Below are 19,961 nucleotides of genomic sequence, written 5' to 3'. Positions count from 1 at the left end.
CAATGCCGTTCATCGGCTGGTTCAGGTTATTTTTATACGCAGCTTTTGCAGATTGCGGAATACCACGCTGTCACGCCACGAAATTTCCTCGGCAGCCAGTGCAAGGTCATAGCGTATTAGCGAGGAGATCGCACTTTGGATTTCGAGGCGGGCTAATGGCGCTCCCAGGCAATAGTGAACGCCATGAGAAAACGCCACGTGCTGTTTGGCATTACGCGTGATATCCAGTTTATCGGGATCGGTAAAAACGGCAGGATCCCGGTTAGCCGCCGACAGGACAAACAGTACCGTATCCCCACGGCGAATCACACGCCCTCCCATCTCCACATCGTCCAGCGCGGTGCGAACTGCGGCGCGCAGCGCCCCTTCGTAGCGTAGAAATTCCTCCACCGCATTTTCTATCAGTTCCGGGCGTTGGCGGAGTAACTGTAACTGATCAGGATTGCGCAACAGCGCCAATAGGCTATTACCAATAACGCTGGAGGTGGTTTCAAATCCCGCAGCAAACAACAAAATACAATTTGCTGCCAATTCAGTGGCGGTCAGTTGCTGAACGTCATTTGACGTCAAAAGCATGCCTAATAGATCATCTTTAGCCGGCGAACTGCGACGCTTTTCGATATGCTCGGTCATATAGTGCATAAAATCCTGAGCAACGGCGTTGATATATTGACTGCTCTCGGGTGTATACATCGGATCCGCGCCCCGAAAAATATCGTGTGCCCATGATTGCAGCACAAAAGCATCTTGCTGAGGCGTGCCCAGCATGGTGGAAATAACGCTGACGGGCAGAGGTAATGCCAAATCCCGCATGATATCGGGCTCAGGGTGCAGACGCATGTCGGTAATAAGATCATCCACTCGCCGGTCAATATCCGCTCGCAAGCGTTTTATCATTGCCGGTTGAAAAATCGGCGCGAACAGTCGACGCAATTGCTGATGCCTGGGCGGATCAAGCATCAGCATGAAATTATTAAACAGTTGCGATAAAGGCAGAGACTCCTGTCGGCGAGACCAGGTACCGGCCAGTGAGGCTATCGCACCAATATTGTCATCCTGCCCATCGGCGATGGCTTTTCGTGTATCGACGGAAAATCGCCTGTCACGTAACCCGCTGGCGACATCCGCATGTCGAGTCACCCACCAGTTGGAAGAGTCATCGCAGTAAACCGGGGCACGATCCTGGAGCTGGCGAAATATAGCGTGAGGGTTACGGATAGTCTCGGGATGAAAGGGATCAAAGCTAATCCTGCTCGGTGAAATATCGAGTGCCCGCCCTGGTGTCGGTGTATATTTCGCCGAGGTCAATTGCTGTAAGCCAATACTGAGGCGTGAGGTATGGCTTAACCTGGAGAGTATCCCTTCCGCCAGCGGGACGGCATTAGGCGATAGGACGATTGAGAAATGATCCCCCGGAACGGTGCTCACGGTTAATGCCGGGCAAAATTGTTTCCACCCCAAACACGCCTCACCGAAACAGGTATCTACACGCCGCAAGGGGTGAAGCGTTGCCGGAGGGAAACCTTCCTCGGCACGGAATAATGTGACTGGCCCTGAATACGCTACAGGCTGGTATTGCATCATCGCCGAAAAACTTGCCCGATAGACCAGCAGCATATTTTCCAGCGTCGTCCCCTGAATATTGAACTCTTGGTAAAGCCGCTGCCGCAGCGCGTCTTCCCCGTCAGCCCAATCCTGCGGCCCTGGGGGATTATGCGCTTTCCTGCCCAGTTGCCTCAGCATATTGAGCAGTTCATACAGCGCCATCGCTGATTCTGAGGCAACGCCATGGCCATCTGCGATAGGTTCGGCCCTTTTAACCACTGTGGTATCAATCAGATATAAATGAGCAATCTGCTCCCCCTGCTCAGCCAGATGGCGCGCCATTTCATACGCGACCATTCCGCCAAAAGAGTGGCCGATGAAGACATATGGCCCCTGCGGCTGGATGGCTTTTATTTCCTGCAGGTAGCGCTGCGCCATTTCTTCGACAGACCCCAAGGGCGACTCTGCGCCATCGATCCCGACTGCCTGAAAGACAATAAACGGCCTGCCAGGTGCCAGTGCGTCTGCCAGCGGCGACAGATACTGTACCGTTCCGCCTAATCCGCCAATGCAGAACAGGGGGGTGGGTATCGACGGCTGCTGTAATGCTATCGCCTGAGTCAATCGGTTGTGGCCGGGCAACTTTTTGGCCGCAGACGCGCCCGTCTCATCCAGGTCTATCATCTGCAGGATGTCATTGGCAAAGGCGCCAACGGAGGTAGCAGACAGAAATTGCTCCAGCGGGATAACCACCTGTAGCTGGTGTTCGATACCGCTAATCAGCCCCATGGTTGTCAGGGAGTCCAGGCCCATATCAGCAAATCGAGAATCAGCGAAGTGCCCATTACTCTCAGTACCGACTGCCCACTGCGCCAACTGATTTTCCATATATTCGATCAGCAGTAACTGACGGGCGTAGGCAGGCGCCGATCTGACACTCTCCATCAGTGACACGCCGTGGTGCGCAACGCGGTTTGCCGCAGTAGTCGCAGTAGTCGCAGCAGACGCAGCAAGGGGCATTTCCAACTGCTCCCCGCGGGATTGCCACAGGTATTCACCGTCAAGCGTATTGTCCAGATAACGCTGTCGACAACTCTGTCGCGCCAGTTTGCCGCTGGATGTTTTATCGATGGTTCTGGGTTTCAATAGCGCTATCGCGAAAACGGACAGGCCGTGAGCCTGATTAATCGCATGCCTGATGGCCATGGCAATTTCAGCCAAGCTCTGCTGCCGGCGTGATTCTGAAGAAAGCAGACGCAGGTCAACTTCGGCGGCGACGACCACGCGTTCAGTCTGGTTATCATCAATGCTGAAGGCGATAACCGTACCTCTGCGCACGCGTTGATGACAGTGTTCAACGCTGGCTTCGAGATCCTGTGGATAATAATTTTTACCCCGAATGATAAGGGTGTCTTTCATCCTGCCAGTGATATAAAGATGCGAGTCTTTGATAAAGCCGAAGTCGCCGGTACGAAGCCAGTCACGCTGATGATCACTGGCAAGATGCGCCATAAAGGTGGTGATAGTTTCTGCAGGGTTTTGCCAGTATCCCATGGCAACGTGTGGGCCTGCGAGCCACACCTCGCCGATTTCAGCCTCACCAAGCGGTTCACCGGTTTGCGGATTAACGATGGTCAGCTGCATTTCTTCAATAGGAGTACCGCAGGCAACCACGGGTAACGCTCTGGAGTCAGTATGTTCAACTTCAAGCACCCGCTGCTCGGCCAACGCGTCAGCATCGACGAACACCGTTCGCCACAGATGCCCAACAGGCCCACAGCTGACCCCCACTACGGCCTCCGCCAATCCATATCCAGGATAGAGACTCGACGGGGATAATCCTATTTTCTCAAAGCGTTGCAAAAAGCGTTTTACGCTGGCATGTCGCACCGGCTCTGCACCGATAAGACACACTTGCAGGCAACGCAGATCCCAGGATTGATATTCGTCATGACTGATTTTTTGCACACACAAATCCAGTGCAAAGTTTGGTACGGCAGTATCGGTCGCCTGATACTGGTTAATTGCCGATAACCACAGCGCCGGGCGTTTCAGAAAATCCAAAGGCGACATCAATAGCACACCGGCACCGGCAATAACAGGCAGAATAATGCCGGTCATCAACCCCAGGTCATGATACAAAGGCAGCCATGACGCAATGGTGCGCCGCTGGTCCATCTTGGCCGCATTCTGCATCATCCGCGCATTTATCAACATATTTTGGTGGCTGACCACCACCCCCTTGGGCGTCGACGTCGACCCCGAGGTATATTGGATAAGCGCGATATCTTGCGGCTCTAACGTCGGTAACTGCAGCTCGCCAGCATTATGCTCCATCAATAGCTGTTCAAGGGCCATCCATTCAAGCCTGGCAAGATCGGGGGCAAATTCATGCAGATTTTTGGCAACGGCAAGAATTGAGGCACTGGTGAGCACCACCAAGGGTGTGGCATCGGCAGCGATAGTCTGCAAGCGTGACAGCGTGCGCTCGAAACGCGTTGGATCCGGCGGGTAAGCCGGCACCGCAACGGCCCCCGCATAAATGCAGCCATAGAAAGCGGCGGCGAAATGGAGTCCCGGCTCGAACAATAACAGTACCCGCTGCCCCCTGAGATCTCGTGCCAAAAGTGATGCTGCAATGGCGCAAGCCTGGTTATGCAGTTCTAGATAGGTAAGCCGGTCAACGGGTTCAGCATTAATATCAAGAAAGGTGAAAACGTTTTTGTTGGCATAACGGGATGCTCGCTGGCGCAAACAAACGTCCAGCGTTACCCCCTCCGTTGAGTCATTGACATCGTTTAGCGTATTGGTCGTGACGGCTGGCGTATCTGCGACAGCCTCGATGGGGGCAGAGCGTATCGCTGGCGGCGGCATCAATTGCGCAACCAGCTCAATGTAACGCTGTTTGGCGACATCCTGCGCAGTTCCCGCCAAATCAGTCCAGGCCTGCCATTTGGCTAAAGCAACCATATTGAGAAATCCGGGCTTGGCCGTAGCGTTTTCCCCCATCGTCGCCTGCTTGTACAGGGCATAAAGCGCCAGCTTCTCTGCATTCCCCAACCGGGCAGGCAGCGCAAGGGCCTGTTTCGTTGCCTGACTGAACCGATGCTCCAAATCACTCATGATCTACTCCGCTAATGGTCGTCAACGCCAAAAGTAAAGAATAGATACGCTGAGCTTATCTGCCAGTTCCCTTCCCCGAGCTCAGTCTGCCAACGGCGATAATTCTGCCGCAGCAAGAGGCATTACCTTGGCTGCAAACACGGCATCCACGGTGTAAACCCCAGTTTTAAAGCCATACTCTGTGGACAGACTATACGCCCCAATGTCCTGTCAGTTTTACGTGCCTTCATATCCAGGTGAGTTGGTGAAGTCCACTAACCATTATTCGTTGTTTCACTTGACATCCTCTCCTCGCCATTTCTATGTCGATTAGCACAAAATTGGCGCAACAGCAGTCAAGCTATTTGTGTATTAACCGGCACAAAAAGAGAGATCATGACAACCGGCCAGTTTTATGCCAACGAAGCACCCAAAGGCTGCCTAGTGGTATTGGCCGCACTTTGTGGCTCACAAGACAGCATGCCGGTACAGCATATGCTTAATGAAGAACGGGCAGAACCTCCAGCCTGTTTGAAGCCCGTTTGATCCGCGGCCAGCAAGAAGGCGATATTGCAGCCAACCAGAATGTGCATGTCCTTGCCGAATATTTTGCTACCTTGCTGTTTGGGTTAACCATTCAAGTAAGAGACGGTGTGCGAGAGGAACAGGCCAGATTGGTTATCGACCTGGCCATGCAAGTGCTACCGAAATAATCAAAGGCGTACGGGTAATCAACCGTACGCCTGCTTCCCCTGCCAATACGCTATTTTTTGCCACCACTGGTGAGAAAAAATATACTTTTTCGTCTCGATAAGTCCGGCGATGATCGAGACAAAAACTTTCTTCACTGCCCCCGGATCCGATAAAAACAACAAAGCTATTTATTATATTAAAAATAGTTCCCGTTATTAATTATATTCCTGTGAGTCAATGAAAACGCCTTGATATACAAAGAGTAAAAAGTTCCATAAATAGCTCACGCTAAATATTTATTGTTTTTTTCACGCACCGACTATACTCATTTTTCAGTCACACCACTTTGGGTGTTTTCAATGAAAGGTGAACATAATGAAATACTCTGCACTGACGTTGGGTTGTATTCTGGCATTTAGTTCTGCCGCTATGGCAGCAGAAAATAAAACTGTCGAAAAATCGCCAGAACCCAGGCATGGAACATCGGAAACGCCCCCTTCACGGCAATACTATTGTTACCTACAAAAAGATTTCAACGATGGTAGCGACAAGATCAAAAACCCAGCGTGCAAAGCGGCCTTTGTGGCAGCGGGAAATGCCGACTGGGAAAGAGCCAGATTATTTAATAATTGGAATGCCTACTCGCAAAACCTTTCAAATGGTGATGTTGAAAAATTGGTTCCGGATGAAAAACTGTGTTCTGCCGGCATCGCCGATTATGACAGCATAAACTTGCCTCATGCCGATTGGGAAACCACGCCGCTGGATGTTAAAGATGGCCGAGTGACGCTGGATTATAAGGCCAGCCAAATGCACGACCCCAGTAAATTCAGAGTATTTGTAAGCAAACCTGACTTCAATCCAGAAACCAGCAAGCTGAAGTGGAGCGACCTGCTGGAATCTCCAGAGGTTAAATCCGAGGGAACGCCTGACAGCCGCGGAGCAATACCGGGGCATTATACGCTGGATGTTAAATTGCCAGAGGGTTATGCCGCTGATAAGAAGGCTATTATCTATATCATGTGGGAACGTAATGATGACCCTGCGCATGAAACCTTCTTTAGCTGTAGCGATGTAACGCTAAAAAATGCCAGCTAATTGATATCAGCGGTTTGCCGCTGTGACGCTCAGGTTGCATCTGGTTTCAATGATTATGAAACCATGATGCAATCTTTAATGATTATTATTACATCGCTTGTTTATATAACGTGCCAGACTGGAATTAACGCTTCTCAGGTATCTCAGTCATACTTGTTCTTGCGTAATTTCTTAAGGAGTGATGCATATGGCGGATAACAAATGCGTGCCGTTAAAATCCAATGGCCATGGTACTACGGTTAAGTCGAACAACTTCCTGCGAGCGGTCATCAACGGTCAGCCGTTCGAAGCCACCATTGTTGGCGGGCGCTATGATGGGGATGAAACCAACTGGATAAGACGCTCCTGGGGCAGAGGCCCCCTGTCCGCAGGTGATACCACGCATGCGCTGGTCTTTATCTCCTGCTGGGCCGAGCTGTCCAATGGTGAAGAATACGATCTCTCGCAGCCGGACCTACCGGTCAGCGTTGGTTTTACCCATTTATTCCCTGCCGAAGATGGCGATGAAACGGAATTTTTGCTGGCGGTCACCCAAGGGCATCTGATATTGACGCATAACTTCGCTGAGTACCAGGTGACGGGCAGTTTCGCATTTTCGCTTGCCGTTACTCAGCCTGATGGTTCGGTCCGACAGTTTGAGGTCACAGAAGGCGAGCTATACGTTGGGCCAACCTGATAATCGCTAAACAACAAGGTTAATCGTTGAATAAGCGCCTGAAGATCCCTCTTTCTGGCGCTATCTGGAACATAAATAACCAACCGCCTCGTCGTCTGCCGCTAGCAGAAGTAGCGCCATTATCGTCAATCTATCCGTGTTTTCTACACCGCCATCAGCATGGTAGAAAACATGCCAAATACGCACCTGGAAATATAGCCACATCAAAATATCATTGTATCTTTAATAACCACACAGCCAATGAAATCTGACGCCACTTTGACAGACCAGAAGAAGGCTCCTATACATTTAAGCGCCATATGGGGCAACGTCTTAAACCTGCACAATTTGAAAGGTGATAGAAAATGGAAAGTACGCAACGCAGTAAAATAACCATTAGAAATAATGCACGTGAGTATCTTTACCTGGATTATTGGAATAATCATGGCAGTAAATATATAAAAATAAACCCGCAAGAGGATTCAGTTAATGATATTGAAGAAAGATTCAGCTTTAGTATAACGCCTTATGCTCCTACCGAGGGAAACGGGCCTCAGATATTGGGGCTATTGAATGGAGATATTTCCCTATGGGAATCGACTAACGAATTCTCAATTACTTTGGGCAGTGGGTCTTTCCAAAACGACAGTAACATGCCGGAAAGGTATAAAGTTAAATGGGAAATATACAGTGACGATGAGTTGGTGGCCGAAACAGAGTTCTCTAGAGCAGGCTCACAGTATGGAGGAGCAAAAGGTTTATATAAAAAGACTGACCTATCAAAACCCATTTATGTGATAGTCACTCTGACAGACAATTAACCGAATAACCTTGGGTGTGAAATATTCCCGAGGTTAAAAAATAAATTAATCCCTAACGAAAAATACATTATCCAACCCCACCGACCAAAGCCAGCTAATAGCTTACTGCCCTGTGTGTTTTAGCAAAACCTGCAATAGCGAAAGCAAAAGCCATATCAAGCCAATAAATACTACCACCCTGGCGTGACCTGCACTATTGCGCAATAGGAACTTTCCTACGCAGCCACCAGAAAAACCTGATACCGCTCAGCGGAACAGCACGCTAGGCTACTCTCACCATCATTTGGGTTAATCACCCTGTTCGAAACGAAACTTATCGATTGCCGAATCTGTTGGGGTACCCCAGAGAGAGAGCCTCTCATAAAATTACTGATGTTCGGCAAAACCATAGCTTGGACTATTTACCATGAAAACCAAATACGCCTGGCAGCAGGTTATTCTCCATTGGCTGTCTGCCGCGATTATTATCTGGGCAACCATCAGCGGCTTCTACGTGGCATTATTTGACGTATCACCACAACTCAAAGACTGGATGGGATTTTTCAACGTGTCATTGACCACGGTATTTATCCCATTCTTTATTCTGCGGGTGTGGTATCTGTTCAAACTGGGCAAACCCAAACAGGATAAACCAGCGACACTGGCCAGCCGCGCCGCGGATATCGCCCACATGCTGTTGTATATCAATATCTCGCTGGTGCTGATCAGCGGTGTATTAATGATGGAACGGGATATCAATGTCTTCAATCTGTTTGTGTTACCCCAACCGATCGACAACCTGGCGCTGACACAGCTGTTCAACCGCATCCATATTGTCTGTTGCGCTACCCTGGGTGGGCTGGTGCTGCTGCATATTCTGGCGGTGATTAAACACGAACTGTTCGGCAACCGTATCATGCGCAAAATGTGGCTGTAATCCGTCGCACACGCCTTATTAACCCGCAGGCCTGACGTGAAGATATCGCGTCAGGCCTGCAGTCGGTTGAGGGTTAACTCGGTTAGTACAGATTATATTTTATCGGCCAGACGGTCTGGCCTTATTAAACCACTTCAGAAAATTCCTACCCGACCAGCGGAAATGCCCGACTCTTCACCCATAAAGCCTGTCGATATACTTCTTTTCGCACTAAGTCTTTTTAATGCGTTTAAGGAAACCAGGCATGTTAACCCGTGAGCAATGCAGAGAAATCATCGATGCCGACCAGTTGCCGTTTCAGGATCTGCTGCTACTGGATTGTCGTATGAACACCTTGACGCTGCGTGCCAGTGGCAAGGCTCTGGCGTTAAACGAAGCGCAAAAACGCCTGTGGGTATGCCTGATTAAGGGAATTAACTGCAAACGGCAGATCATTAATATCGTCTGGTACGAGAACCACTTGCGCATCAGCGATAACAACTACCATCAGTTGGTATTCCAATTGCGCGCCTCGCTGAAACAGCATCAGTTACCCGCCCAACTGGTACTGACGGTGCCTTATTACGGCCTTAAACTCAACGAACCGCTGCTGAGCCAACTGCACCAGACTATAGCGCCCACTCCTTGCGTGACGCCGACACGGCAGGAGATCCATAACTCCGGTGAAACTGGCGAGCTCAAATCCTCGCTCCTCGCACGCCTGATACAAATCGGGCGTTCTTTTTTTCCCCTTTTTTTACTGACGCTGGGGTAACCATGAAGCCGATACGGTTACGTCAATCATTCTCGCCAACGCAGGGCCTGTGGCTACTGGCAACCCTCTTGTTACTGGCCGTGTTTGGCTACCGCGTCCAGCTGATGTGGCCACAACCGCCCCACATGCCGGCGCTACCCCTGCCAGCCATCGCACCTGACGTACCACGCCTGGACAGCGCTGCATTGGCAAACCTGCATCTGTTCAAGCCCGCGCAGGCGACCGGCCCGTCGGCTTTTCGCGTCGACGCCATCGACGTGACATCGCCTCAGTTGCGCAACGCGCCGCTGAGCTTGCTTGATGCTCGCCTGACGGGGGTGCTCAGCGGCCCGCAGGGCATCGCCGTGGTGGAGTACGCCAAACGCCAGAACAGCTACGTGGCCGGCGATACCCTGGCCGACCAGGCCAAAATCGTCCGCATCTTTAGCGATCGCATCATCATCAGCCGCCAGGGGCAATACGAAGCCCTAGCGCTGCATTAACCTAGCCGCAGCCGCCGCGTGCGACCTGCCCGAACCGAAGACCGATTATGATCATCAAGCGCCCCGTTTCCCGTTTATTCTGCGTCGCCCTGTTGCTGGCCAGTGCACTGTGCCTGCCCACGGCCGGCAGGGCCGAAACAGCTGGCGCTTACTCTGCCAGTTTTAACCATGCCGACATCCATGAGTTCATCAATACCGTCAGCAAGAATCTGCATAAAACGGTGATTATCGATCCGGCGGTGAAGGGCAATATCAGCGTACGCAGTTATGAACAGCTGGATGAGGAGCAATATTACCAGTTCTTTCTTAGCGTCCTGGACGTCTACGGTTTTGCGGTGGTGGATATGCAAAACGGCGTGCTGAAAGTGTTGCCGGCCAAAAATGCCAAGGGCGCGGCGATCCCGCTGGTGGACGGTGAGCATCCGGCGATCGGCGATGAGGTGGTGATGCGCGTGGTGCCGTTACACAACGTCACCGCAAAAGAACTGGCGCCCTTGCTGCAGCAGCTCAATGACGCCGCGGTCGGCAGCGTGGTGCATTACGATCCGTCCAACGTGTTGCTGATCACCGGCCGCGCGGCGGTGGTTAACCAGCTATTGGCCATTGTCGACAATGTCGACCGCGCCGGCGACCACGCGGTGGAAACCATCAAGCTCGATCACGCCTCGGCCAGTGAGGTGGCGCGGATCGTCAACACGCTGCAAAAGGATCAGGGCAAATCCGCCAACGGCCGGCAAAAAGCGAACATTGTCGCCGATGAGCGCACCAATTCGGTGCTGATCAGCGGCGAAGAAAAGTCCCGCCAACGGCTGATCGATACCGTATTGCAGCTGGATGACGAGGGGGAAACCCGCGGCAACACCAAAGTGGTCTATCTGAAATATGCCAAGGCACAGAGCCTGCTGGAAGTGCTGAACGGCGTCAGCAGTTCGCTACAGGAAGGCCAGAGCCAGCCGACCGACGCTGCGGCAATCCCCAATGTGGCGATGCTGAAAAACGTGGTGATCAAGGCCGATCAGCAGACCAACGCACTGATCATCAACGCCGCACCGGATATGTTGCGCGATCTGGAACAGGTGATCGCGCAATTGGATATCCGCCGCGCGCAGGTGCTGGTGGAAGCGATCATTGTCGAAGTGCAGGATGCCGACGGCATGAGCCTCGGCGTGCAATGGTTCAACAAATACGGCGGCGGCACCAACTATCCTGACACCGGCGCTCCGGTGGCAGACATGCAGCCCGGCGGCATCAGTGACACTCTGGGTAAGGTCAGCGGGCTGGCGGCCGGTTTTTATCATGGCAATTGGGCCGGGCTGTTCACCGCGCTGCAAACCACCGGCCGCAACAATATTCTGGCGACCCCCAGTATCGTCACCCTCGACAACATGGAGGCCGAATTCAACGTCGGTCAGGACGTGCCGGTGCTCAGCGGTTCACAGACCACCAGCGGCGACAATGTGTTCAACACCGTCGAACGCAAAAGCGTCGGTATCAAGCTGAAGGTCAAACCGCAGATCAACCAGGGTGATTCGGTACTGCTGGAGATCGAACAGGAAGTCTCCAGCGTCGATGCGCAGGCCGGCAACAACGCCCTCGGCCCGACGTTCAATACCCGAACCGTGCGCAATGCGGTGCTGGTCGGCAGCCAGGATACGGTGGTGGTCGGCGGCCTGCTCGACACCACCCATAACGATCAGAACAGTAGCGTGCCGCTGCTCAGCCGTATTCCTCTGCTCGGCAATCTGTTTGGCGCCAAATCGCAAAAAACCGCCAAACGCAATCTGATGCTGTTCATCCGCCCGACCATCATTCGCGAGCAGGAAACCTACAACCGGCTCAGCAACGGCAGGCTGGACAAGTTCAACCGTCAGCAGGCCGACGGCGAAACCAGCAAGCAGCTGACCCAGGCGCTTGATGACCAACTGGCACTGCCGCAAAACAGCCATGCGCTGGCAGAGATCCAGCGCGACATCGACGCATTTTATCGTAAGGGATAAGCATGGAAGCAAAACCGCTGCCTTTCGCCTGGGCACAACAACAGGGCGTGCTGTACCGCTATCTGGATCAACAGCATCAACTGGTGTTTCGCACCGGTGCCAGCGTACAGGCGATGCTGGAAGCGCGTCGCGTACTGCCACCGTGCACGCTGCTGCCATTGGACGATACCGCTTTTGAGCAGGCGCTACTGAGCAGCTATCAGCAGGGTTCCAACCAGGCACGGCAAATGATGGAGGAGTTGGGCAACGAGGTCGACTTCTATCAGTTGGTGGACACCTTGCCGCAGGATGAGGATCTGCTCGACAGCGACGACGGCGCGCCGATTATCCGCATGATCAATGCCATGCTGGCTGAAGCCATCAAGGAAGGCGCCTCCGACATTCATATCGAACCGTTTGAACGCCGGCTGACGATCCGCTTTCGCATCGACGGGGTACTGCGCTCGATCCTCACCCCGCAGCGCCAACTGGCGCCGGTGCTGGTGTCACGCATCAAGGTAATGGCCAGGCTGGACATTGCCGAAAAACGCCTGCCGCAGGATGGCCGCATTGCGCTGCGCGTCGGCGGCCGCGCCATTGACGTGCGCGTTTCCACCCTGCCCGCCAGCCATGGCGAACGCGTGGTACTGCGCCTGCTGGATAAAAATACCGTCAAGCTGGATCTCGGCCACCTTGGCCTGAACGCCGCCAAGCGTCAGACGCTGGAGGAATTGATACTCAACCCGCACGGCATCCTGTTGGTCACCGGCCCTACCGGCTCAGGCAAAAGCACCACGCTGTATGCCGCATTGAACCGGCTGAACAGCCAGGAACGCAACATCATGACGGTAGAGGATCCGGTGGAATACGAGCTGGAGGGGGTCGGACAGACCCAGGTTAACCCCAAAGTCGATATGACCTTTGCGCGCGGGTTACGCGCCATTCTGCGCCAGGATCCGGATGTGGTGATGATCGGCGAAATCCGCGATGGCGAAACCGCGCAAATCGCCGTCCAGGCCTCGCTGACCGGCCATCTGGTGCTATCCACGCTGCACACCAACAGCGCCCTCGGCGCGATCGGTCGCCTGCGCGATATGGGCGTCGAACCGTTCCTGTTGGGCAGCTCACTGATTGGCGTGCTGGCCCAACGGTTGGTACGCACCCTGTGTCAGCACTGCCGCCAACCGTTTGAGCCGGACGAGCAACGCCTGCGACAGGCTGGCCTGTCGGCGTTGCCGCCGCGTCCATGGCGATGCTATCAGCCGGTCGGTTGCGACCAGTGCAATTTCAGCGGTTACCGCGGCCGTACCGGTATCCATGAATTGCTGCCGGTGGATGATGCGCTGCGCCAGGCGATCGCCCGCGGCGACAGTGAACCCGAGTTGCTGGATATCGCCCGTCGCCATAGCCAGGGCATTCGCCACGATGGATTGGAAAAAGTGCTTGGCGGCGAAACCACGCTGGAAGAAGTGCTGCGCGTGACCCGAGAGAATTGAAGATGAACCAATACCGTTATCGCGCCCGCGATCCGCAGGGCAAGGTGGTGCGCGGCGAAATCAGCGCCGACTCGGCGGGCAGCGCCCGCCAGCGGCTGCGTGAGCAACAGTTGCAGGTATGGAGCATTGCGCCGGCCACGGCCAGCCGCTGGCCGACGCGCGACCGGTGCGGCGCCATTCGCGGCGGCGATCTGGTGTTGCTCACCCGTCAACTGGCGACGCTGGTTGGCGCGGCGCTGCCGCTGGAGGAAGCGCTGCGGGCCTTGGCGCAACAGTGTGAAAAACCGCCGCAGGCGCGCCTGATCCAGCAGTTGCGCAGCAAGGTGTTGGAGGGCGCCTCGCTGGCGGAGGCGCTGGGTGCGTTTCCCCGCACCTTCAGCCCGCTGTATTGCGCGATGATCGCCGCTGGCGAAGCCTCTGGCCATCTGGCGCCGGTGCTGGCGCGGCTGGCGGATCACAGCGAACAAACCCAACGCCTGAAGAGCAAGCTGATGCAGGCATTGCTCTACCCACTGACGCTAACGCTGGTGGCGCTTGGCGTCATCGCCATTCTGCTGACGGCAGTGGTGCCCAAAGTGGTTGAGCAGTTCACCCATATGCAGCAGGTATTGCCCCTGAGCACCCGTTTATTGATCGCCAGCAGCGATCTGGTGCGCAGCTACGGTCTGTGGCTGCTGCTGGCAGTACTGCTGACCCTGCTGGTGTGGCAGCGTCTGCTGCGCCGCCCGCACTACCGGCTGCGCTGGCACCGCCGACTGCTGGGGCTGCCGGTGGTTGGCCGCATTGCGTTGGGGCTCAACGTTGCACGTTATGCGCGCACCCTGAGCATTCTCAACGCCAGCGCGGTGCCGCTGCTGGAGGCCATGCACATCAGCGCCGCGGTGCTGACCAACGATCACGCCCGCCGCCAATTGCTACAGGCCGCCGATCGGGTGCGAGAAGGCTGCTCGCTGGCCACGGCGCTGGAACAGACCCGCCTGCTCTCGCCAATGATGCGCCATATGATCGCCAGCGGCGAAAGCAGCGGCGAGCTGGACAACATGCTCGGTCGTGCCGCCGATATTCAAGATCAGGCGTTCATCAGCCAAATGACGCTGGCGCTTGGCCTGTTTGAACCGCTGTTGGTGGTCAGCATGGCGGGCGTGGTGCTGTTTATCATTCTGGCGATCCTGCAACCGATTTTGCAACTCAACAGCCTGATGGCCTAGACCCCAGGCTCAATAATACCGGAGACAACGGCATGCAACACACAACGCATCAGCGCGGTTTTACCCTGCTGGAAATCATGGTGGTGATCGTCATTCTCGGCGTACTCGCCAGCCTGACCATTCCCAGTCTGATGGGCAACAAAGATCGGGCCGATCGGCAAAAAGCCGTCAGCGATATCGTGACGCTGGAAAATGCGCTGGATATGTACCGACTGGACAATGGCCGCTACCCCACCACCGAGCAGGGCATCCGCGCACTGGTCAGCAAGCCGTTACTGGCGCCGCTGCCGCGCAACTATCGCTCCGACGGGTATCTGCGCCGTCTGCCGCAGGATCCCTGGGGTATTGACTATCACCTCGTCAGCCCCGGGCAACACGGCACTGTCGATGTGTTCTCATCCGGCCCGGATGGCGAAAGCGGCAACGAGGACGATATCGGCAACTGGGTGTTGGAGGATCACACCCGATGAACAAAAAAAATAGCAGCGGATTCAGCCTGTTGGAAATCATGCTGGTGCTGGTGTTGCTTGGCGGCGTAGCAACGCTGGTCATCGGCGCCTTGCCCGGCCAACCGGCACTACAGCAACACCAACAGCGCCTGTCTGCGCAACTGCAATGGGCCAATGAACGTGCGGTGCAGGAAGGCCAGGTGTACGGACTGGCGGTTGCCGCCCGGGAGTGGCAATTGGTCAAACTGGTGCAGACGTCGGACGGCGGGCAGCCCAGCTATTACTGGCCAGGCCGTTACTGGCAGCCGGTGGATAACGGCAGGTCGGCGCAGCTCCCCCCACTGCCTGAGGGTGCCAGCCTGCAGTTGTTGCTGGAAGGTCATGAGCTGCCGCTCAGTTCCCGGCTGCACGATCAGGGGCTGGAACCGCGCATTCTGTTTATGCCGGGCGGTGAGGTCAGCGGCTTCGAGCTGCGGCTGCTGGCGGAGAACCAGCCGCCGCGCATCATCGCCCCTGAGCCGGGATCCGTTGGGTGAAAGCGCGCGGCATGACCTTGCTGGAGGTAATGGTGGCGCTGGCGATCCTGGCGCTGGCCGGTTTGGCGGTAATGAAAACCAGCGGCGAGCAGATACGTAATCTCGATCGCCTGGAGCAAAAACAGTTTGCCGCCTGGGTCGCCGACAATCAATTGACGCTGCTGCGGTTGCAGCAGGTGTGGCCGGCAGAACGCTGGCACCATGGCGTCAGCGTCATGGCCGGTTTGGAGTGGCACTGGCGCTGGCGCGGAGTGGCAACCTCCGCTGCCGCACTGCGCGCCGTGGAGATCGAAGTGCGGCTGGATGTCGAGGATGCCGCGCCGCTGGCCCTGCTGCGCAGTTACCAGGCGCGGCCATGAGAGCGATGACACAACGCGGTTTTACGCTGCTGGAAATGCTGGTCGCCCTCGCGCTGTTGGCGCTGATCGGTCTGATCGGCTTCCAGATTTTGCAGGGCGTACTGCGCAGTGGTGAACTCAGCCGGCAGCATGTCGGGCGGTTAGCGGAGGCACAGCGCGCATTCAGCCTGTTGGAACAGGATATTGCCCAGGCGCTAACGCCGCCGGTAACCAGCACGCGGCAACTGAATGGCGCATCGCTGGTGCTGCCGGGCGACAATCAGCAACTGCGGCTGCTACGGCGTAATTGGTTTAACCCCGGCGGCTACCTGCCGCGCGCCTCGCTGGAACAGGTGGTATGGCGTGTGCACCAGCAACGCCTGCAGCGCCACAGCTTCGGCTACCCGCCGCAGGACGAGCCCTTGCTCCGCACGCAGTTCCCACAGGTGAGCGCCATGCGCCTGCGCTATTGGCTCAACGGCCGGTGGCTGGATAACTGGTTCGCCGCTTATGCCCTGCCGCAGGCGATTGAGGTGACGTTGGACATGGACGGGTACGGCAGCTTGCAGCGGGTGATTTTCATCACGGAGGAGTCATGAAACAACGCGGTATGGCGTTGCTGATCGTGCTGTTGATGGTGGCAACCATGGCCGCCGTAGCGGTCAACACGCAGGAATACTGGCTGCGCGCCGTCAACCGTGCCGAAAGCCAGCAGTTTCGCCAGCAGGCAAAGTGGACGTTGCTTGGCGCGGAAGAGTGGGTACGTCTGCAATTGCTGGAGGGCTTACCGAGCGACAGCGTGCATCTGGGCCAGCGTTGGGCACAGGCCGGCCAGCGTTTTCAACTGGACGACGTCACCGTCGCCTATCAACTGCGTGACAACCACGCCTGCTTTAATCTGAACGCCGTCAGGCCAGTGCGCGCCCAGCCGACCGAGGCAACGACGCCGGCGCCTGCGCGCGCCCCTCTGCCCCAGCGTCTGTTCCAGCAATTGATGCTCCAGCAAGGGATGAATGAAACGCAAGCCGCGACGCTGACCGCCAGCCTGGCGGCCGCCACTCCGCTGCGGGACAGCAGCCAACTGCGCGCGCTGCCCGGCGTCGACCGCCCACGGTGGCAGCGGTTGCAACCACTGGTGTGCGTTCAGCCCCATCATCGGCTGCGCATCAACGCCAATACCTTGAGCGGCGCGGCCGGTGCCGAGCTACTGACGGCGCTGACGCAGGGGCATCTTTCACCACGTCAGGCACAAGCGCGGCTCGCCGCTCGTCCGGCAACCGGCTGGCCCAGCGTGGCGGCGCTGATTGGCCAGCCGCCGAACGACGCGGCGGTCAACGCCTTTGCCGAGTTGCAAAGCGTCGTCACCTTGAGTAGCGATGATATGGAACTGCGGCTGTGGACCGAACAGGGCCAGCACCGCCATCAGCTACGCAGCCGCCTGGTGCGCTCAGAACAGGGTTTTCGCGTTACCGAACGCCGCTATGGCATCACCGAATAACAGGGGCAGCATGAAAAAACAACCAAACGACCGGCGTGGTCAGGTGATTATGCGTATTGCGAGCGAGCCGGATGCCGCGTGGCACTGGCGCTACCAGCCTGCGCAGGGCGCGGCGCAGGAAGGCAGTTTGTCACCAGACGCCCCGACGCACAATCTGCCGATCACGGATGGCAACCTCATCCTGCTGCTGCCGGCCGGCCGCATCCTGCTGCGCCAGGTCAGCTTCGACGGCAAGCTGCGCCGCAACACGCCGCAACCGCTGCTGTGGCAACTGGAGGACTTTGCGCTGGGTGAAATTGAACAACTGCACGTAACGGTATTACAGCAACAAGACAACCGTTACTGGCTGGCGGCGGTGGACAAAAGCCACCTGAAACGTTGGCTGAGCCAGTTGACCGCCTGGGGATTGCAGCCACGGCGCGCGCTGCCGGACGTGTTGGCATTGCCCTGCTCCAGCGCCACCTTGCTGGGCAACGAATGGCTGGTGCGCAGCGGCGACTACCAGGGTTTTAATGCGGCCGAGAGCGCGTTGCCGCTGCTGCGGTTATTCCCCGATATCCTTTGTCATCATCGGCCGGTGCCCAGTGGCGTCGCCTGGCAACCCGCTGCCGTTGAGCCGCCGTTGGCGCTGTTGGCACAGGGCGTGGTAAACAGCCGTTGCAATATGCTGCACGGCGAGTTCGCCGTTCGCCGCCCTGCCGCCGTCGCCAGTAAGCGGCATCGTCTGCCGCTGGCGCTGGCGTGCTGTTGCCTGCTGTCATTCATTGTCGAGCCGCTGTGGAGCGGTCTACAGGCTCGGCAGCAAACCGAACGCCTGCAACAGCAGGCCGCTGCGCTCTATCAACGCTATTTTCCGACGGCGCTGCCTGCCACCCAGCCGCGTCGACAAGTGGCGCAGCGCATTGCCGACGCGCAGGCCGCACTGCCGCAACCCGGGCTGTTGGCGCTGTTGGCGCACAGCAGCGCGCTGCTCAACGCTCTGCCCCCCGGTGAACTGCAGACGCTCGACTGGGACGGCAAACGCCTGACCTTAACCCTGTCCACGCCGGAACAGCGGCTGCAACCGCTATTGGCCAGGTTTGCTGCCGAGTCGTTCAGCATACTGACCGAGCCCGCCCCGGGGCAAACCACCCGACTGACGCTGACGAGGCCGGAATCATGATGCAAACCTTCACATTGCGCTGGCGGCAATGTAGCCGACGTGAACGCGGGCTGTTGCTGCTGGGCGCCGCGGTACTGCTGATACTGGTTTTTTACCATGGACTGCTGGCACCACTGAACGACTGGCGGCAGCAGCAATGGCACCACCAGCTGCGGGCCCATCAGGATCTGCAGTGGATACAATTGCAGCAGCCACGGTTGCAGGCATTGCAACGGCAGCAGCCACAGCAAGGCGATGAAACGCGCCCGGCGCTGATCCAACGCAGTGCGACCGAAATGCAGATCGCACTGGTTCAGGGCGAAGCGGACCTGCTGACGCTGCCGCCGCAGCCTTTCCCGCCGCTGCTGGCCTGGCTGACGCAGTTAGAGCTGAACCATGCCGTACAGGTCAGCCAATTGACCTTGCAGGCGGAACCCGGCGGGCAACTGAGCGGCACGCTGAGGTTCCTGGGCGATGAATGACCTCGACTGGCCACATTGGCTATTGTTGTCAGCGCTGGCGCTGTGTATCGGCAGCCTGCTCAACGTGGTGGTGTACCGCTTGCCGCGCATGCTGCAATCGGCTCCCGGCGCCTATTCGCTGTGGTGGCCGCGATCGCATTGCCCGCACTGCCAAATCCCGATTGGCTGGCGTGACAATATTCCATTGCTCAGTTGGTTACTGCTGGGCGGTCGCTGCCGTCATTGTCAAACGCCGATTGCGCGCCGTTACCCGCTGACCGAACTGGCGGCGCTATGGCTGGCGCTGGCCGCCGCGTGGTGCATTGAACCCGGCCCGACGCTGCTTGCCGCCTGGGCGCTGGGTTGGCTGCTGCTGGCGCTGGCGCTGATCGACTACGACCACCAACTGCTGCCGGACTGTCTGACACTGCCGCTGCTGTGGCTGGGACTGCTGTTTCAACTGTCCGGCGGCACGGTCATGCTGGCGGACGCGGTGATCGGTGCCATGACCGGCTACCTCAGCCTATGGTTGCTGTATTGGGCTTTTCGTTTGCTGACCGGGCGAGAAACGCTCGGCTATGGCGACTTTAAACTGTTGGCGGCGTTGGGCGCCTGGCTGGGCTGGGCCAGCTTGCCAACGTTGCTGCTGCTGGCGGCGACGGCGGGGATTGTGGTCACGCTGGCAGCTCGGCTGAGCCATCGACGGCCGCTCGATGCGCCATTACCGTTCGGCCCCTTACTGGCGCTGAGCGGTTGGGGGCTGTTCCTGCATAACGCCGCATTGAGCTGAGT

General features: G+C 56.6%; 19 protein-coding genes. 18 read left to right on the top strand and 1 reads right to left on the bottom strand.

Features of this window, described 5'->3' with window-relative positions:
- Positions 1 to 21 precede the first annotated feature (21 nt).
- A complete protein-coding gene (locus tag ACCC84_RS12005; protein ID WP_371901943.1) occupies positions 22 to 4,668 on the bottom strand; it encodes an acyl-CoA-binding protein in 4,647 nt (1,548 codons plus the stop codon).
- Between the two features lie 521 nt (positions 4,669 to 5,189).
- Here ACCC84_RS12005 and ACCC84_RS12000 point away from each other — a divergent pair.
- From ACCC84_RS12000 to ACCC84_RS11915, 18 genes are all read left to right on the top strand, one after another.
- Entirely contained in the window at positions 5,190 to 5,360 is a 171-nt protein-coding gene (locus tag ACCC84_RS12000; protein WP_198773817.1) for a hypothetical protein, read from the top strand.
- Between the two features lie 355 nt (positions 5,361 to 5,715).
- Entirely contained in the window at positions 5,716 to 6,438 is a 723-nt protein-coding gene (locus ACCC84_RS11995) for a lytic polysaccharide monooxygenase (protein ID WP_371901942.1), read from the top strand.
- A gap of 187 nt (positions 6,439 to 6,625) precedes the next feature.
- The gene (locus tag ACCC84_RS11990) at positions 6,626 to 7,114 is read left to right on the top strand and encodes a hypothetical protein (RefSeq protein ID WP_198773815.1); all 489 of its coding nucleotides are present in this window, start codon (positions 6,626 to 6,628) and stop codon (positions 7,112 to 7,114) included.
- A 344-nt stretch (positions 7,115 to 7,458) separates the two neighbouring features.
- Entirely contained in the window at positions 7,459 to 7,914 is a 456-nt protein-coding gene (locus tag ACCC84_RS11985) for a hypothetical protein (RefSeq protein ID WP_371901941.1), read from the top strand.
- A 406-nt stretch (positions 7,915 to 8,320) separates the two neighbouring features.
- A complete protein-coding gene (locus ACCC84_RS11980) occupies positions 8,321 to 8,830 on the top strand; it encodes a cytochrome b (RefSeq protein ID WP_273872371.1) in 510 nt (169 codons plus the stop codon).
- A gap of 244 nt (positions 8,831 to 9,074) precedes the next feature.
- The gene (locus tag ACCC84_RS11975) at positions 9,075 to 9,584 is read left to right on the top strand and encodes a winged helix-turn-helix domain-containing protein (protein ID WP_198773812.1); all 510 of its coding nucleotides are present in this window, start codon (positions 9,075 to 9,077) and stop codon (positions 9,582 to 9,584) included.
- Between the two features lie 2 nt (positions 9,585 to 9,586).
- The gene (locus tag ACCC84_RS11970) at positions 9,587 to 10,066 is read left to right on the top strand and encodes a type II secretion system protein N (protein ID WP_198773811.1); all 480 of its coding nucleotides are present in this window, start codon (positions 9,587 to 9,589) and stop codon (positions 10,064 to 10,066) included.
- A gap of 47 nt (positions 10,067 to 10,113) precedes the next feature.
- Positions 10,114 to 12,063, top strand: a complete 1,950-nt coding sequence (gspD, locus tag ACCC84_RS11965; RefSeq protein WP_273872375.1) for a type II secretion system secretin GspD — start codon at positions 10,114 to 10,116, stop codon at positions 12,061 to 12,063.
- A 2-nt stretch (positions 12,064 to 12,065) separates the two neighbouring features.
- Positions 12,066 to 13,538 (top strand): type II secretion system ATPase GspE, encoded by a 1,473-nt coding sequence (gspE, locus tag ACCC84_RS11960; protein ID WP_371901940.1) that lies wholly within the window; start codon positions 12,066 to 12,068, stop codon positions 13,536 to 13,538.
- A gap of 2 nt (positions 13,539 to 13,540) precedes the next feature.
- The gene (gene gspF, locus ACCC84_RS11955) at positions 13,541 to 14,746 is read left to right on the top strand and encodes a type II secretion system inner membrane protein GspF (RefSeq protein ID WP_198773808.1); all 1,206 of its coding nucleotides are present in this window, start codon (positions 13,541 to 13,543) and stop codon (positions 14,744 to 14,746) included.
- A 32-nt stretch (positions 14,747 to 14,778) separates the two neighbouring features.
- On the top strand, positions 14,779 to 15,216 hold the full coding sequence (gene gspG, locus ACCC84_RS11950; RefSeq protein ID WP_198773807.1) for a type II secretion system major pseudopilin GspG: 438 nt from the start codon (positions 14,779 to 14,781) through the stop codon (positions 15,214 to 15,216).
- Positions 15,213 to 15,731, top strand: coding sequence for a type II secretion system minor pseudopilin GspH (gene gspH / locus ACCC84_RS11945; RefSeq protein WP_198773806.1), 519 nt, complete (start codon positions 15,213 to 15,215; stop codon positions 15,729 to 15,731). The genes gspG and gspH overlap by 4 nt, the downstream gene beginning before the upstream one ends.
- Positions 15,728 to 16,090 carry a type II secretion system minor pseudopilin GspI gene (gspI, locus tag ACCC84_RS11940; protein ID WP_198773805.1) on the top strand — a complete coding sequence of 121 codons (363 nt, stop codon included), beginning with the start codon at positions 15,728 to 15,730 and terminating at the stop codon, positions 16,088 to 16,090. Before gspH ends, gspI begins: the two co-directional genes overlap by 4 nt.
- Positions 16,087 to 16,668: a type II secretion system minor pseudopilin GspJ gene (gene gspJ / locus ACCC84_RS11935; RefSeq protein ID WP_198773804.1), complete on the top strand. Its 582-nt coding sequence runs from the start codon at positions 16,087 to 16,089 to the stop codon at positions 16,666 to 16,668. The genes gspI and gspJ overlap by 4 nt, the downstream gene beginning before the upstream one ends.
- Positions 16,665 to 17,567, top strand: a complete 903-nt coding sequence (gspK, locus tag ACCC84_RS11930) for a type II secretion system minor pseudopilin GspK (RefSeq protein ID WP_273872376.1) — start codon at positions 16,665 to 16,667, stop codon at positions 17,565 to 17,567. Before gspJ ends, gspK begins: the two co-directional genes overlap by 4 nt.
- 10 nt (positions 17,568 to 17,577) lie before the next feature.
- Positions 17,578 to 18,729 carry a type II secretion system protein GspL gene (gene gspL / locus ACCC84_RS11925; protein WP_371901939.1) on the top strand — a complete coding sequence of 384 codons (1,152 nt, stop codon included), beginning with the start codon at positions 17,578 to 17,580 and terminating at the stop codon, positions 18,727 to 18,729.
- Positions 18,726 to 19,190, top strand: coding sequence for a type II secretion system protein M (locus ACCC84_RS11920; RefSeq protein ID WP_371901938.1), 465 nt, complete (start codon positions 18,726 to 18,728; stop codon positions 19,188 to 19,190). Before gspL ends, ACCC84_RS11920 begins: the two co-directional genes overlap by 4 nt.
- The gene (locus ACCC84_RS11915; RefSeq protein ID WP_198773800.1) at positions 19,183 to 19,959 is read left to right on the top strand and encodes a prepilin peptidase; all 777 of its coding nucleotides are present in this window, start codon (positions 19,183 to 19,185) and stop codon (positions 19,957 to 19,959) included. The genes ACCC84_RS11920 and ACCC84_RS11915 overlap by 8 nt, the downstream gene beginning before the upstream one ends.
- Positions 19,960 to 19,961: the final 2 nt, after the last annotated feature.

This window comes from Serratia odorifera (genome assembly GCF_041448735.1).
GTDB lineage: Bacteria > Pseudomonadota > Gammaproteobacteria > Enterobacterales > Enterobacteriaceae > Serratia_F > Serratia_F odorifera.
This window is presented reverse-complemented; position numbering and strand designations above follow the sequence as displayed.